Source organism: Devosia sp. BK, assembly GCF_032907385.1.
Lineage (GTDB): Bacteria > Pseudomonadota > Alphaproteobacteria > Rhizobiales > Devosiaceae > Devosia.
The window spans coordinates 367,768-382,590 of sequence record NZ_JAIMBX010000003.1; the positions used below are offsets into that span (position 1 = coordinate 367,768).

The 14,823-nt window shown below is 60.7% G+C and carries 16 protein-coding genes and 1 riboswitch; of the genes, 6 read left to right on the top strand and 10 right to left on the bottom strand.

The window, feature by feature from the left end; translation table 11 throughout:
- Nucleotides 1-7: 7 nt before the first annotated feature.
- The 3 genes from DevBK_RS17355 to thiB form a co-directional block, all read right to left on the bottom strand.
- Nucleotides 8-646 (bottom strand): ATP-binding cassette domain-containing protein, encoded by a 639-nt coding sequence (locus DevBK_RS17355; protein ID WP_317186348.1) that lies wholly within the window; start codon nt 644-646, stop codon nt 8-10.
- On the bottom strand, nt 633-2,222 hold the full coding sequence (locus tag DevBK_RS17360; RefSeq protein ID WP_317186349.1) for a hypothetical protein: 1,590 nt from the start codon (nt 2,220-2,222) through the stop codon (nt 633-635). The genes DevBK_RS17355 and DevBK_RS17360 overlap by 14 nt, the downstream gene beginning before the upstream one ends.
- 152 nt (nt 2,223-2,374) lie before the next feature.
- A complete protein-coding gene (thiB, locus tag DevBK_RS17365) occupies nt 2,375-3,379 on the bottom strand; it encodes a thiamine ABC transporter substrate binding subunit (protein ID WP_317186350.1) in 1,005 nt (334 codons plus the stop codon).
- Between the two features lie 67 nt (nt 3,380-3,446).
- Nucleotides 3,447-3,548: riboswitch (TPP riboswitch) on the bottom strand.
- 33 nt (nt 3,549-3,581) lie between these two features.
- Between thiB and DevBK_RS17370 the strand changes: the two genes are divergently transcribed.
- Both DevBK_RS17370 and DevBK_RS17375 read left to right on the top strand, forming a co-directional pair.
- The gene (locus DevBK_RS17370) at nt 3,582-4,274 is read left to right on the top strand and encodes a thiamine diphosphokinase (RefSeq protein WP_317186351.1); all 693 of its coding nucleotides are present in this window, start codon (nt 3,582-3,584) and stop codon (nt 4,272-4,274) included.
- 58 nt (nt 4,275-4,332) lie between these two features.
- A complete protein-coding gene (locus tag DevBK_RS17375; protein ID WP_317186352.1) occupies nt 4,333-4,977 on the top strand; it encodes a hypothetical protein in 645 nt (214 codons plus the stop codon).
- A 46-nt stretch (nt 4,978-5,023) separates the two neighbouring features.
- Here the strand turns inward: DevBK_RS17375 and rpoH are convergent, their stop codons facing one another.
- Nucleotides 5,024-5,893, bottom strand: a complete 870-nt coding sequence (rpoH, locus tag DevBK_RS17380) for an RNA polymerase sigma factor RpoH (protein ID WP_061909164.1) — start codon at nt 5,891-5,893, stop codon at nt 5,024-5,026.
- Nucleotides 5,894-6,141: 248 nt separating this feature from the next.
- On the bottom strand, nt 6,142-7,170 hold the full coding sequence (locus DevBK_RS17385) for an RluA family pseudouridine synthase (protein ID WP_061909162.1): 1,029 nt from the start codon (nt 7,168-7,170) through the stop codon (nt 6,142-6,144).
- Here DevBK_RS17385 and DevBK_RS17390 point away from each other — a divergent pair.
- Nucleotides 7,169-7,522, top strand: a complete 354-nt coding sequence (locus DevBK_RS17390; protein WP_062629889.1) for a DUF6476 family protein — start codon at nt 7,169-7,171, stop codon at nt 7,520-7,522. The two genes, DevBK_RS17385 and DevBK_RS17390, sit on opposite strands and share 2 nt — an antisense overlap.
- An 18-nt stretch (nt 7,523-7,540) precedes the next feature.
- Here the strand turns inward: DevBK_RS17390 and DevBK_RS17395 are convergent, their stop codons facing one another.
- Complete coding sequence (locus tag DevBK_RS17395) at nt 7,541-8,716, bottom strand: hypothetical protein (RefSeq protein WP_317186353.1); 1,176 nt, start codon at nt 8,714-8,716, stop codon at nt 7,541-7,543.
- A 166-nt stretch (nt 8,717-8,882) separates the two neighbouring features.
- Nucleotides 8,883-9,455, bottom strand: a complete 573-nt coding sequence (locus DevBK_RS17400) for a DUF1134 domain-containing protein (protein WP_410494094.1) — start codon at nt 9,453-9,455, stop codon at nt 8,883-8,885.
- Nucleotides 9,456-9,549: 94 nt separating this feature from the next.
- Here DevBK_RS17400 and DevBK_RS17405 point away from each other — a divergent pair, with 94 nt between their 5' ends.
- The 3 genes from DevBK_RS17405 to DevBK_RS17415 all read left to right on the top strand — a co-directional run bounded on the left by DevBK_RS17405 (nt 9,550) and on the right by DevBK_RS17415 (nt 11,375).
- Nucleotides 9,550-10,047 (top strand): YHS domain-containing (seleno)protein, encoded by a 498-nt coding sequence (locus DevBK_RS17405; protein ID WP_082461057.1) that lies wholly within the window; start codon nt 9,550-9,552, stop codon nt 10,045-10,047.
- A 78-nt stretch (nt 10,048-10,125) separates the two neighbouring features.
- On the top strand, nt 10,126-10,878 hold the full coding sequence (gene chpT / locus DevBK_RS17410; RefSeq protein ID WP_317186354.1) for a histidine phosphotransferase ChpT: 753 nt from the start codon (nt 10,126-10,128) through the stop codon (nt 10,876-10,878).
- A gap of 128 nt (nt 10,879-11,006) precedes the next feature.
- Nucleotides 11,007-11,375 (top strand): PleD family two-component system response regulator, encoded by a 369-nt coding sequence (locus DevBK_RS17415; RefSeq protein ID WP_061909152.1) that lies wholly within the window; start codon nt 11,007-11,009, stop codon nt 11,373-11,375.
- A 3-nt stretch (nt 11,376-11,378) separates the two neighbouring features.
- Here the strand turns inward: DevBK_RS17415 and DevBK_RS17420 are convergent, their stop codons facing one another.
- The 3 genes from DevBK_RS17420 to ctrA all read right to left on the bottom strand — a co-directional run bounded on the left by DevBK_RS17420 (nt 11,379) and on the right by ctrA (nt 14,472).
- Complete coding sequence (locus DevBK_RS17420; protein WP_317186355.1) at nt 11,379-12,656, bottom strand: RNA polymerase sigma factor; 1,278 nt, start codon at nt 12,654-12,656, stop codon at nt 11,379-11,381.
- 81 nt (nt 12,657-12,737) lie between these two features.
- On the bottom strand, nt 12,738-13,604 hold the full coding sequence (locus DevBK_RS17425) for an alpha/beta fold hydrolase (protein ID WP_410494101.1): 867 nt from the start codon (nt 13,602-13,604) through the stop codon (nt 12,738-12,740).
- A 160-nt stretch (nt 13,605-13,764) separates the two neighbouring features.
- Nucleotides 13,765-14,472, bottom strand: coding sequence for a response regulator transcription factor CtrA (gene ctrA, locus DevBK_RS17430; protein WP_061909146.1), 708 nt, complete (start codon nt 14,470-14,472; stop codon nt 13,765-13,767).
- Nucleotides 14,473-14,823 lie beyond the last annotated feature (351 nt).

Genomic DNA, 14,823 nt, shown 5'->3' on the forward strand with positions numbered 1-14,823 from the left:
CTTTTTTTTAGGCCTCGCGAAGACTACCATTCTCTAGTCGATAACGCCGCTGCGCCAGCGCAGTGATGTCATCCTCGTGATGGCTGACGAGGATGGTGTGCCATCCCTCGCTTTTTGTTAGTTCTCCAACCAATGCCCGAATGCCGTGCCGCGTGTCGTCGTCGAGCGCGGAAAACGGCTCGTCGAGGAGAAGAGCCGGCCGGTCGCGTAGCAGCGTTCGCGCCAGAGCTATACGTTGCTTCTGGCCGCCGGAGAGGGTGGCTGCCGTCTGATCGGCAAGGCTTTCAAGCCCCATGCGCTTCAGCACGGCGTCCACGCGCTCGCGCGTTTCCGTCTTGCCGACATTGCGTGCTAGGCCCAAAGCGACATTCTCACGCGCTGAAAGATGTTCGAAGAGATTGTCGGACTGCAGCAGCAGTGAGATGGGGCGCGTCTCCGGCGAGAGCGGCAGAAGATTTTGTCCGTCGAGATCGAGGCTCCCACCTTTTGGGTTCAAGAAACCAGCCAGAAGATCGAACAGCGTCGATTTGCCCGAGCCGCTGGCGCCTGAGATCGCAGTCACGGCGCCAGCTTCAGCCGCAAAGCTGAAATCATAGGTTTGCGTGTCAGCGCCATAGGCGAAGGCGAGGTGGTCAGCGCGAAGCATGGGCTAGTCTTTCGAAAAGGCGGGGCAGAGCCACGAAGGCGATAATGGTGCCGACGAGCAGGATTGCAGCGATGGCCGCAGCATCATTGTTGCGATAGGCGCCAAGCGCGCGGAACATCATCAGCGGCAGCGTTTGAAAATCCTGCGTGCCGAACAGCGCGATGACGCCGAGATCGCCGAGCGAGAAGCAGAAGGCCAGCGCCAGCATCAGGCCGATATCCTTGCCCAGCAGCGGATATTCCACCAGCCGGAACTGCTGCCAGCCGGAAAGGCCCAGAGACCGGATGAGCTTTCCGCGTGACCGCGCGACCGCATCGAGTGGCGGGCCGAGCGTCGCGACGGCGAAGGGCAGGGCAAGGAGGCTGTTGGCGATGATGACGACAACCGGCGCGGCTTGCGCCGGCGCTACGCCGAGATTGCGCACGATCAGGAAAAAGCCGAGCGAGAGCACGACGGCCGGAACAGCGAGATAGGCAAAACTCGGCGTGCCCAGCAGCGTTCGCGCGGCGCGTGACCCGCTAGCAGCGCGGCCCAAGGTCAGCGCCAGAGCCAGAACCAGCGTCAGGGCCGCGGAGGCGCTGCCGATCACGAGGCTCGTGCTCAGCGCCCACCAGAATGTCGCTTGGGCCAACACACGGAGGAGGCCGAAGCCGAGCCCGTCAATCAGCACGGAGACAAGCGGCAGGGCGAAGCCAACGGTGGCGAGAGCCAATATCAGCCCCTGCAGGACGCGCGCGCCAAAACCATCGCGCCAAGTTGGCGGCAGCGAGCGGCCTTGGACGCTGACGACGGGCGTCGTGCTTGATGCGAGGAGGATGACGAGCGCGCAGACCCCGATCTGGGTCAGGGCCAGTCGCACGGCGCCGACAAGATCGAAATCGAGCCGCACCGCCGAATAGATGGCCACCTCTAGCGTTTGGTTTGCTGGTCCGCCGCCGAGCAGCAGCACGATCGGGAAGCTCGTAAAGGCGAGGAGAAAGATGATGGCGCCGAGGCCTGGCAGGCTGGTGCGCATGGCGGGCCAATCGATCAGCCGAAACCGTTGTCTCGCTGATAGGGCCAGCGATTGCCCGACCTTGAGCTTGCTTTGCGGAATGGCATCGAGTCGTGCGAGAAGAATGCGCGCGGCAAAGGCGCCGTCGAGAATGACATGAGCCAACAGAATGCCTGAAAGCCCAAAGGCCGGATTGCCGATCGAAAAGCCGAATAGCGTTTCGCTCGCTTGGTTGATCCAGCCATTGCGGCCCCAGATGGAAAGTAGACCAAACGCGACGACCATGCCGGGCGTAACGATGGCGGCGGCAAAGAGCCCGACCACCAGGTCGCGCCCCAGAAAGCGCAAGCGATTGAGCGCCCAGGCGAGGGCCGTGCCGACGGAGAGCGACAGGATGGTGGTAAAACCCGCCTGGATGGCGGTCATCCGCAGGAGGTGCGGAATATCGACGCGCGAGGAGCCGCTGGCGTCGGTGGCGGCGGAGAAGATGGCCCAGAGCACGGAGGCGATGAGGCCGGCAATGGCAAGGGCGAGGGCTTCGGAGATGGCGATGCGGGTGGGGCGGTGGGGGAGGGTCAGCATGAGTGGCCACACGCACTGAACGGCACCCTCCCCCTTGCGGGGAGGGTTGGGGAGGGGGGAGTGAGCCACAATAGCGTTGTGGCTGCCGACACCCCCTCCCAACCTCCCTCGTCAAGGGGGATGTGCCATATCGAGTTTGTGCAGAGCATTTATTATTGCACCGCTGCCAGCATCTCGTCGATCCACTCGGACGAATGCGCCAGGATATCCTCGTCGCTCAACCGCAAGGTCTTTTCAGGCTGCGGCAAGCTGGCAAAGGCTGGGTTCAGATCAGCTCCAAGATCGACCACCGGGAACATCCAATTGGTCGTCGGGATGATCTTCTGACCCTCCGGCGAAGCGAACCATTCAAGGAACTGCTTGGCGAGCTCCTGATGCTTGGAGGATTTCAAAATCCCGGCGACTTCGATCTGCGGATAATGCCCTTCCTCGAACAGCGCCGCTTTGATCGTGTCGTCGTTTTCTTCGATGATGTGGTAGGCGGGCGAGGTCGTATAGGAGAGCGCCATGTCGGCCTCGCCATCGAGGAAGAGCGAATAGCTCTCGCTCCATTCGCGCGTTACGGTCAGGATATGGGGTTTCAGACCGGCCCAGATTTCCGGCGCGCGGTCGCCATAGGCGGCCTTGATCCAGAGGACGAGCCCAAGGCCCGGCGTTGCCGAACGCGGGTCCTGGATGGCGATCTTGAAATCGTCCGGCATGGCGATGAGCTCTTCAAAGCTCTTGGGCGGGGTCGCGGTCCGGTCGGTGTCATACATGAAGGCGAAATGCGAATAGTCGAACGGCACGAATTGCGCATCCGTCCAGGCTTCCGGCAGGTCGAGCTTGTCGAGCGTCAGGCCATGATCGGCAAAAAGCCCGGTGGCGCGGGCTTCGCCGGCAATGGCGGTGTCGAGCCCGACAATGAGGTCGGCCTCGGTCGTGGCGCCTTCAAGCTGCACGCGGCGGAGGGTGCCGATGGAGGAGTCGGCGGCGACCCAATTGAGCTTGCAGCCGCAGACGGGTTCGAAGGCTGCGGAAAGCTGCAGGCCGGGACCCCATTCGGCCGCAAAGCCGTCATAGGTGTAGATGGTGAGCGTGGGTACATCCTGCGCATGGGCAGAAACGGCAGACAATCCAAAAAGGACCGCAAGCGCGAGGCAAGTGGATTTGACCATTGGGTCATCCCTTCAACGGTTGCGGCCATGGGAGAAGGGATAAGTCAATGGAGAGGACGCGAAGAGACGCCCTTGCCATCTCGAACTTCCTCCGCCAGCATGACCTGGTTCAGGTTCTATGGGTAACTCTCAGCTCCGGACATGATCCGGAACACCCCAGCGAGACGGCTCGGACCATATTGAGAGAATTGTGACAGTGCAAGTGACTTCAGGAAGCGGCGCAGGCGCAGTGCCGCTGGTCTTTCAACGGCCTATGGCCATTGTCGGGGGCGGTGCCGTCGATATCGCGCTTTTGCAGGATCTGGCCGCGCGCGGCATTGCGCTGGTCGGTGCCGATGGCGGCGGCGACGCGATTGGCGCGGCGGGCCTGACGCCCGATGCGATCATCGGCGATCTCGATTCTCTATCCGATCGAGCCGGGTGGGAGCAGCGCACGCGCGTCATCCATATCCCCGAGCAGATCACCACCGATTTCCAAAAGGCGCTCTATTCGACCAGTGCCCCGGTGACCCTTGCCCTTGGGATGACCGGTAAACGCCTCGACCATACGCTCGCCGCGCTCAGCGCGGTCCTCCAATATGCGCAGATGCGCAAATTACTGCTGGTCGATGAAACCGATGTCGCGCTCGCAGTGACCGGCTGCATCGCTTTCGACGCGGCGCAGAAAGAACGTGTGTCGATCCACCCGCTGGTGCAGATCCAGTTCCGCCGATCGACCGGGCTTTATTACCCCATGGATGGCCTCATGCTCGAGCCGGGAGGCCTCATCGGCACATCGAACGAAGGCACAGGTGGAGAGGTGGTGGTCGAGCCTGAGGACGACACGCCGTGGCTCCTTATTCTCGGCAAGGAGCGCCTTTGGGATCTGATCGAAGAGGCGCGCAAGAGTGCGTAGGCGCAGCGTGCTTGCAGGTCTCGCCGCCACTCCGCTTCTGACAGGCGGAGGATTTGCCATGAGCAGTTTTACGCAAGCGATCGCGGCTTCGCTGCCGCCCGGCATGGAACTACCAGAAGCCTTCGTCACCACGATCGACTGGCTCGACGCCAACAATTTTGTCCGCGATGGCAGCATGGCCTTTGTCAAACCGGCCGATGCCCAACTCACCAGTGAAACCGGCTTCAAGCCGGTCGATCCTGGCCATGTCGATGCCTGGCTTGGTACGGATGACAAAGCCTACACCGAGCGCCTTGCGCCCATTATCCCGACCGGCGGCGAAGGCTCCTACGCTGCGCTGTGGCGTCGTGACGATGGCGGTCTCTCCATCGTCCACATGGGCTCAGGGTCCGGGTCCGTGCTGATGGCAACGCTAACCGAGAATCCCGTCGATATGCTGCGGCTTATGGCAATCGGCTATGGCGAACTGTGCTGGCCGGAATATTTTGGCATTACCCCGGAAGAAGAGCATGCCAATCTCGTGGCCGCCGTCGGCGCGGAAAACGTGCCGCCCTACAGCCCGCCAGCCGAGTTCCGGCAATTCGTCAGCAAGACATTTGCCGTCACCATCCCGCGTACGGCGTCGGAAATTCTTGGGCCTCTCGAAAATGCTCCGGCGGACGATCCGTTCACGCTCTGGCTGGCGTCCATTCCTGAAAACTAAAAAGGCGGGCACTTGGCCCGCCTTCGTCATCTCATGATGTCGTCGATCAGTGCGGACGAGCCGCTTCCTTGACCGCTTCCTGAACCTTTTCAAAGGCGCGGACTTCGATCTGGCGGATGCGCTCGCGGCTGACGTCATATTGCTGCGCCAGCTCTTCGAGCGTCGACGGATTGTCCTGCAGGCGGCGAGCCTGGAAGATGGCGCGCTCGCGTTCGTTGAGCACGTCCATAGCCTGGGTAAGAAGGCCCATGCGCTCGTCGAACTCCTGCGTTTCGCCGAGGCTCGTTTCCTGGTCCGGCGTGTCGTCGACGAGCCAATCCTGCCATTCCGACGAGCCTTCGTCAGCCCGCATGGGCGAGTTCAGCGAGGCATCACCCGAAAGGCGAGCGTTCATCGACACGACATCGGCTTCGGTCACCTTGAGCGTCGTCGCGATCTGCTTGATCTGGTCGGGATGAAGGCTGCCCTCTTCCAAAGCCGCGATCTGGCCCTTCACCTTACGCAGGTTGAAGAACAGACGCTTCTGAGCGGCAGTCGTGCCGATTTTGACGAGGCTCCACGAGCGCAGGACATATTCCTGAATCGCGGCGCGGATCCACCACATGGCATAGGTCGCAAGGCGGAAGCCTTTTTCAGGCTCGAAGCGCTTGACCGCATGCATGAGGCCGACATTGCCTTCCGAAATGACTTCGGAAATCGGCAGGCCATAACCGCGATAGCCCATGGCAATCTTGGCGACCAGACGCAGATGGCTGGTGATCAGCTTCTGCGCCGCGCCGGGATCGGCATGTTCCTTGTAGCGCTTGGCAAGCATGTATTCTTCATCGGGTTCCAGCATGGGAAACCGGCGTATTTCCTGAAGGTAACGGCTAAGTCCGCCCTCAGACGAGAGGACAGGCAGATTCGTTTGGGCCATTGTGCACCCCCTTTCGTGATTCCCCCGCATGGCGCGGGCGGAAAATCTCCTCTTGTCCTTGCGGCACAAGACGAGACGCACCGCCATATATAGGCGGCAGTTTGGCGAATTTAAGAGGCAAAAGACGTCCGAACGTTACAATTCGGATAAGGTTCCTGCCAGCATTCGAACTGCCTGATAGGTATACGCCTCAGGTCCCCAGGCAGTTCGATCACCCTTGGGTGAGCGACGCCGCCAACCGCGCGATATTATCGGGCGAATGCCTTGTCGAATGGCTCAAGCGCATCTTCGAGTGCCTGCAGATCATCGGGCAAATCGGCCTCGAAGGTCATCTCTTCGCCGGTGACGGGATGCTCGAAACCGAGTTCGGCAGCGTGCAGCGCCTGCCGGCCCAAAGCCCGGACGGCATCGGCCAATTCTTCGGGCAGGCGATTGAGCTTTGTCGCAAAACCAGACGCGTATACCTGGTCGGCGACCAGTGGATGGCCAATATGAGCCATGTGCACGCGGATCTGGTGCGTGCGTCCGGTTTCGAGCTGGCACTGGATGCGAGTGATATCCCAGCGCTCGTCGCCATAGCGCGCCTCGACCGCATAATGGGTGATTGCCTCGCGTCCATCCTTGCGTACCGCCTGTTTCAAGCGATTGCCGGGGTCGCGGCCGAGGGGCGCATCGACCGTACCGAGCGCGCTTTGCGTCGTGCCCCAGGCAAAGGCAGTATAGGCGCGATGGAGGGGACCGGTGCGACCGTGATCAGCAAACTGGGCCGAAAGGTGCTTATGCGCCCGATCGGTCTTCGCCGCGACCATGACGCCTGACGTGTCGCGGTCGAGCCGATGGACGATGCCCGGCCGCTTTACGCCACCGATGCCTTTGAGGCTTTCGCCGCAATGGTAGATCAGCGCATTGACCAAGGTGCCATTGGGCGAGCCGGGTGCGGGGTGAACCACCATGCCGACGGGCTTGTTGATCACGATGAGTTCGTCATCCTCGTAAAGGATGTCGAGCGGGATATTTTCCGCCACCGGTTCAGGATCTTCCGGGGGTGGGGCAAGAAGGACGATTGTCTCGCCCGCCTTCAGCCGGTATTTGGGTTCGCTGACGGTCTTGCCGTCGATCGTGACAGCGCCTTCAAGGATCAGGTCCTTGATCCGGCTACGGCTCAGGACATCGTGTTCCTTGGCGAGAACGGCATCGAGCCGTCCGCCGGCCACTGTTTCATCGACGACAAGCTCGATCGGCTCGCCCTCGAATTCGGAAATGGTTTCGTCTGCCATGAGTGATCCTGACAAGTCCGGCAATACGCCCTTTCCTGACGAGAGGGAGCTCACGCCGGAGGCTAATGCCGCTATTGGAAAAGCACGCCGCTCGGCGGGTTTCGCCATGGGCATCATGTTGCTCGGCTTTATGGCGGTTGGCTTTGCGATTGTCTATCGCGTCATGCGCGATGCCCCGCCGCCCACGATCGCCGAAACCGTCAGCGTCCCTGCCGGCGCCGAAGTGCTCTCGGCACTCAGTGTCGATGGCACGATCCAGGTGACCTATCAGGCCGGCGGCGCGGTAATGCTCTCAGTCTTTGACGCGAGCACCGGTGAACTGCGGCAGACGACAGCGATTTCGGCGGAGTAGGGCCATGGGCTTTCGCCCCTAGCGCCCCTGAATTTCCCGCAGGGCCTGCAGGCGGTCCGACACCGACCCACGACGCGGACCTTCGCTCGGCGGGGGCTCGAGCGTGCCCATGGATTCACCATCGTCGGCAAAGCGCTGGACGCGGTCAAAGAGGCTTTCTTCGACCTCGTCCTGTAGCGGCGCGTCATTGTCGACCGCATAGACGAGCTTGCTGACGCTAGCTGCGATATCGTTGAGCCGCTCGCGCAGATGGGCCTCTTCCATCCGCTCGGTGTCCCAATCGGCCAGAATGAAGGATTCCACATTAGCGACCTTCTTGCGCAGCTTTTCGACCTCGTCTTCGAGGTTGAGCTTGTCGGCTAGAAGCTGCTCGGCGCGGCCATTGCTTTGTGCAACCGCCTCGCTGCTTTCGGCGAGCAGGGCGTTGAGGCGGTTTTCGGCGCTGGCAATCCGCGCCTCTGCTGCCGTCAACGCCTCGGCGCTTTCTTCCTGATCGGCGTCGCGGCGGGCGAGGGCATTGCGCATGGCGGCAATCGCGGCAGTCGATTCCGTCGAGCGGCGATCGGAATTTTCGAGGCGTTCGATGAGGCTGCGGGCCTGATCTTCCAGGAAAGCCGCGCGCTTGCGCTCGACGGCCAGCGCCGTCATCAGGCGCTCCATGTCTTCTTCATAATCGCCGAGAAGACCGATCTCCTGCGCCATGGTCGAAGCAGGGAGGCCACCACGCAGATTGCTGCGCAGATTTTCGATTTCGCCCTGCCGCGCTTCGGCATCGCGTTCGCGCATGCGCAACCGCTGGGCAAGGTCGGTGCCTTCCTTTTCGAGCTCGAGAATGCGCGCCCGCAGTTCTTCCTGCCGCGCTTCGAGTTCGGTGACGACGGAGAGGTGCTTGTCGCGTTCGGCCTTGAGCGCGCCGAGATCGGTGCGCTTCTGATTGACGTCGCTGAGCTGTTCGGCAAGGCGCTTGCGCAGAGCCTCGACATTCATTTCGAGCCGACGGGTCGAGAGCGCGAATTCGGCGCGCAACTGGTCCTTGTCGGCGCGGAATTCTGAAAGGGTAATCGGGGTCGCTGCCTCGATGCGGCGCTTGGTGAGGCGCACGGCGCGCTTCCACACCGCGGGCATGATGATGAGCGCGATCAACCCCGCAGCTAAGAGGCCCAGCGCAAAATACATCATGTTTTCGATCAGCATCGCGCATACTCCGGCTGCACCGGCAGACCCAACGGATTAATAAGCCGGACCGGTCTAGCCTGACCATCTTTGCCGAAGATTAACCCTAACGGCTTTGGGGCTCACCGTCACGAAAAAGCCGGGGAAAGTGCCCCGGCTTGCCTACACGTTTTATCGCTTGAACCGATCAGAAGGGGTTCCAGGTAGGCTCGTTGGTGAAGTTGAGATAGCCGACATTGATCCCGAGACGCGCGCCGACGCCCGAGCGGATGGGCACCACGACGACATTGCCGCGCTTCGTCACTGTCATGCCGAAGCCGCCGAGCACATAGGCCGAGCCATCAACACCGGGGTAGCGGCCAAGGATTTCCTGGATGGCGTTGAGATTATAGACCAGCATCATGACCTTTGAGCCATCGCCGCCAACGTCGAAGCCGATGCTCGGACCCTGCCAATAGATTGAATATTCTCCCGCATTGCGGGTGAAAAGCTTGCCCTCGCCGTACTTGGCCCCGATGAACAGGGCGCCGCCGGCTTCCTCGCCGAGAATATAGCCATTGGGCAAGCCGAACTGGCTCACGGCCTTTTCAACGACAGAGGCAAGGCCCTGGGAGGCGGAACCGAAAAACTGGTGTCCGCTCTCGACCAGTTCTTGGCCGGAATAGGTATCGCTCAATGAGCCTTGCGCGAAAGCGGGGGCGGCCGCAGGCATGGCGAGCGCCAGAATGAGGGCGCCAATCTTGGCGAGGCGTTTGAACATGGTCTGCTCCCTTGGCGGCTCAGCGTGGTTACGAAGACATTAAGGTCTTTGCGGCACATTTGCCGTCGACGTCGTGCCGTTCCTGAGCCAGATCATGAAGCAAACCTCTAAACAAATCTTAACCATGTTTGCCGTGCTTCTGCCGCTTTTCGGGCCGGTTTCGGCCCAGTTCAGCCCGGCAGTCGCCCAATCGGTCGTGAGCTATATCACCACCGATCCCCTGACCGGCATCGCCATCGGCGGCATGGATCCGGTATCCTATTTCACCGATCCGGCACCGCTGCCCGGCAAGCCCGAGTTCGAATTCTCCTGGAAAGGCGCGCCTTGGCACTTTGCCAACGAGGCCAATATGGAGGTTTTCAAAAAACATCCGGAAATTTATGCGCCTCAATATGGCGGCCATGGGGCCATGAGCATGGCGCGTGGCTTTGTGTCGGATTCCGATCCGCGGATGTACACCGTTTTCAAGGAACGGCTTTTTCTCTTTTATTCCGCCTCCAACCGCGAGGCATTTCTCCTCGCGCCCGATGCTGCGGCGCGCAACGGCGCCAAGAACTGGCCCACTTTATCCAAAACACTGTCGACGCAGTAGTGCTCGGCAACGCTCCCCACTATCCTTTCGCAACACTGATTCCCCTCTGCCTTGCGCGAGGGCGTATGGAGACCGACGATGACCGATATCATTGAGCTCAAGGCAACAGACCTCGCTGCCATGCTCTGCTCGCGGGTTTGCCATGACCTCATCAATCCCATCGGCGCCATCGGCAATGGCCTCGAAGTCCTGGCCGATCCCAACCAGGCCGATATGTCGGAGGGCGCCCGCGACCTGATCGCCAGCGCGGCCAAGCAGAGCCGCGCCAAGCTCGAATTTGCCCGTCTCGCCTATGGAGCGTCCTCGACCGCTGGCACCGATATCGACACACGCGAATGCGAGCGCGTTGCGCGCATCCTCTTTGACATCGAAAAGGCCGATCTTGAATGGGATGTGCCACTGATCCTTCTGCCCAAGCACAAAGCCAAGCTTTTCATGAACATGCTGCTGATTGCAGCAGGTTCGGTGCCGCGCGGCGGCCAGGTTAGCGCGCGTATTTCGGGTCCTGCGGGCGAAGAAAAGTTTGAATTCAGCTCCAAGAGCGATCCAGAAAAGCGCCAGAAGACGCTGGTCCCCTCAGGCTCTGCCGGCCTTTTGTCGGGCATGCCCGATGAAGGCTCGGTCGATGCGCGCGGTATCCAGCCGTTCTACACCGGTCTTCTCGCCCGCATGACCGATATGGAGCTCGATATCGGTATCGAGCAGGACGTTTTCTTCTTTACCGCTCTGCCCAAGTCCAAGGACGCCGTGGAAGCATCGGCCGCTGAAGAAACGAAGGCGGAAGACGTGAAGGTCGAAGAGACCAAGTCCGAAGACGTCAAGGCCGACTAACCGGCGCATCTGTCTGGCGCATGTCGCTTTTTGGGGATCAGTCCCCATTTTCGAGCGGTATGCGCTAACCTTTCTCGAACCAGTTGCGCTGCATACTCCGGGTTGCCCTTGCTGCCCGGAGTTTTTAGATGCCAACCTGCCTGATCATTGACGACTCCAGCGTCGTCCGGAAGGTCGCGCGGCGCATTCTCGAAGATTTGCACTATGAGGTCGAAGAGGCCGAAGACGGGCAGGAAGCCTTCGAAAAGTGCAAGGTCAACATGCCTGACACGATCCTCCTCGATTGGCAGATGCCGATCATGAGCGGGCTCGAATTTCTAAAGCATTTGCGGGCCTATATCGGTGGCGAGACGCCCCATATCGTCTATTGCACAGTCGAGAACGACATCGGCGCCATCGCCATGGCCCGCAAGGCCGGGGCCAACGACTATATGATGAAGCCTTTCGATCGCGCGATCCTGGCCGCCAAATTCGATCCCGCCATCGTCGCGGCCTGATCGTCAGGCCGTCAGCGCTGACATCGCCTCATCGGCGCGTCCGAGGAGATAGGCTTTTTCGCGCTCGTTCCGCGTGAGCTCCGCTGCGCGGCGGAAATCGAGATTGGCTTCTGTGTGCCGCCCGAGCTTGCTCAGGAGATCACCACGGACGCCGTAAAGCAGGTGATAATTGTCGAGCAAACCACCTGACCGGATGGCGTCGACGAGCGTGAGTGCCGGGGCAGGGCCCTCGGCCATTGAAACCGCCACGGCCCGATTGAGCTCGACCACGGGCGAGGGCATCACCTCTACCAAAAGCGCATAGAGCGAGGCGATCCGGCGCCAGTCGGTGTCCTCGGCCCGCCGCGCCCGCGCATGGCAAGCGGCAATCGCCGCCTGGAGGGCATAGGGGCCAGTGTCGCCACCGAGTGCCGTCACGCGTTGCAGCCCGTTCAGGCCGCGGCGGATCATCAATTGATCCCAGAGTGCCCGGTTCTGGTCCGGCAGCAGGATCGGCTCGCCCTTGGCATTGGTGCGGGCAGTGACCCGGCTATGCTGGATTTCCATTAGCGCCAGAAGCCCATGGACTTCGGCTTCCTCCGGCATCAATTGCGTCAGGATACGCCCCATACGCATCGCCTCTTCGCAAAGCTGCGGCCGCATCCAGTCTTCCCCAGCGGTGGCAGAATAACCCTCGTTGAAAATGAGGTAGAGCACACCCAGAACCGAGGCGAGCCGCTCGACCCGCTCGGCGCCGCGCGGCACTTCATAGGGCAGTCCCGCATCGGCAATGGTGCGCTTGGCACGGACGATCCGCTGGCCGATGGTCGTGTCATTGGCAAGGAAGGCCCGGGCGATCTCCTCGGTCGTCAAGCCGCCGATCAGGCGCAGGGTCAGCGCAACGCGGCTTTCAGCCGGCAGGATGGGATGGCAGGAGGTGAAAATCAGGCGCAGGAGATCGTCGCCGACATCGTCGTCCATGCTGTCGTGGATGGCAGTTTCGGCGTCAGGCACGTCTTCCTCCATGGTGCGCCCGACTTCCTCGAGCTTTCCCGCCGCCATTTTGCGGTGGCGGAAATAGTCGATTGCCTTTCGCTTGCCCGCCTGCATCAGCCAGGCGCCGGGATTGCGCGGCACGCCAGTTTCCGGCCAATGCTTGAGCGCAGCCATCAGCGCGTCCTGCGCCAGCTCCTCGGCCAGCGAGATGTCGCGGACGACACGGGTGAGGCTCGCGATGAGCCGCGCCTGTTCCTGCCGCCAGACAGTCGTGATGGCTTTGTCCGTTTCGGTGCGATTGCTCATCGGCTCCTCCAGATCGCTGGGCAAAGTGCCAGCGAAAAGACGCGAGAAAAAGGCCGGACTGCATCTCTCCGGCCCCAACCACTATTGATCGAACATGCCCTTGGGCGTTTCGCCCTTGAGGAAAGGCTCCATGAAGCCCATCAGCGGATCTACCTGATCGATGACGGCCGTGTGCGAGGTCGCCGGGAGAATAGCAAGGCGTGAGGCGGAAAGAGGCTTGCCCATATCGCCGGGCTCGCCGCCGCCAAGCAGGCGGTACATGCTGACGAGATGCTCGAGGGTCATCATGTCGGAATCTCCTCCAATGATCAGCACCGGCATTGTCAGCTTCTTGACGTCCTCGCCCCAGGCCATCGGCTCATGCTCGAGCGCTATCATGCGCTCGACAAATGGCCGGAAGCCTTCAGGATTAGGCGCGAGGGTTTTCCAGGCGTCCTCCATGGGCGTGCCGACGAACATTTCGGGCACCATTGTCGGGATCATGGCGAGGAATGCCGGCTGCGAGCCCGACATGTCATAGCTCACCGAGGCGGTAATCAGGTGATCGACTTTTTCGGGATGGTCGATGGCAAGCCGCAAGGCGGCCGCCGCGCCCATGGAATAGCCAAAGATATCGGCCTTTTGGAGCCCGACATCGTCCATGAACGCCGCGACGTCGCTCGCAAGATTGGGATAGGTCACCGGCCGGTCGATGTCTTCGGTGCGTCCATGGCCCTGAAATTCGAGCGCATAGACGGTGTGGGTCTTGGCGAGTGCGGGGATAATCCCACCCATGGCCGGGATATTCATATAGGCGCCATGCAGAACGACGATCGGCGCGCCTTCGCCCGAAACCTCGTAATACATGCGCATGCCGTTGACGTCGGCATAGTCGCCCTTCGTTTCGGCTTGGGCCTGAGCGCCTAAAGTCGTCAGCAGAATGGCTGCGGCAATGGTCAGGGAACGCAACATCGATCTTCTCCATCGGCTTGGCACTTGAAGTGCGCTTTCGATGAAACGACGAGTGGGCCTAGCTTTGCTCGACACGCCAGATGCGATTTTTTGGGCAATAAAAAACCCCGCCGTTGAGCGGGGTTTTTTACGAATGACGCTGAAGCGATGCGGTCGCTTAGGCGACGTTTTCGCTATAGGCATCGGCCTCGTCAGGCTCGCGCAGCACGTAACCACGGCCCCAGACGGTTTCGATGTAATTCTTGCCTGCAGTTGCGACGCTGAGCTTCTTGCGCAGCTTGCAGATGAAGACGTCGATGATCTTGAGCTCGGGTTCGTCCATCCCACCATAGAGGTGGTTGAGGAACATTTCCTTGGTCAGGGTCGTACCCTTGCGGAGCGAAAGCAGCTCCAGCATCTGGTATTCCTTGCCCGTCAGGTGAACGCGAGCGCCCTGGACTTCGACCGTCTTGGTGTCGAGGTTGACCATGAGATCGCCGGTCGAGATGACCGACTGGGCATGGCCCTTGGAGCGACGGACGATGGCGTGGATGCGGGCCACGAGTTCGTCTTTGTGGAATGGCTTGGTCATGTAGTCATCGGCGCCGAAGCCGAGACCGCGTACCTTGTCCTCGATGCCGGCAAGACCGGAGAGGATCAGGATCGGCGTCTGAACCTTGGCGACGCGCAGGGTCCGCAAGACCTCATAGCCGCTCATGTCAGGCAGGTTCAGATCGAGCAGGATAATATCGTAGTCATAGAGTTTGCCGAGATCGACGCCCTCTTCACCGAGATCGGTGGTGTAGACGTTGAAACTTTCAGACTTGAGCATCAATTCGATGCTCTGCGCCGTGGCGCTATCGTCCTCGATGAGGAGTACCCGCATTATATTCCCCTTGTCATTCGTTCCTGCTGGAACCTGCGCGGTGGATGACAAGTCGTCCCACGCGCTCCAACCCTACTGGATATGACTGAAGCCTAAGCTCAAATAGTTAACAAAGTTTAATTCGGTTCGGCAATACGCAAACGACGTTAGGACGATTTAAGTTTAAGTGTCTGAAATTGCAACATAAAACGGATGAAAATTTCTTAAAGTATTACGTTAAAAGTTGCCTACAAGCGATTCAGTCGACTCATCCATTCGTCGTCGTGCCGGGATTTTGGGCATAGTTCGGCCTTTGCCTGCCTTGGACCCGACCGCTCAGCCAGTAGCGAAATTTGGTTAATGTTCGGTTAT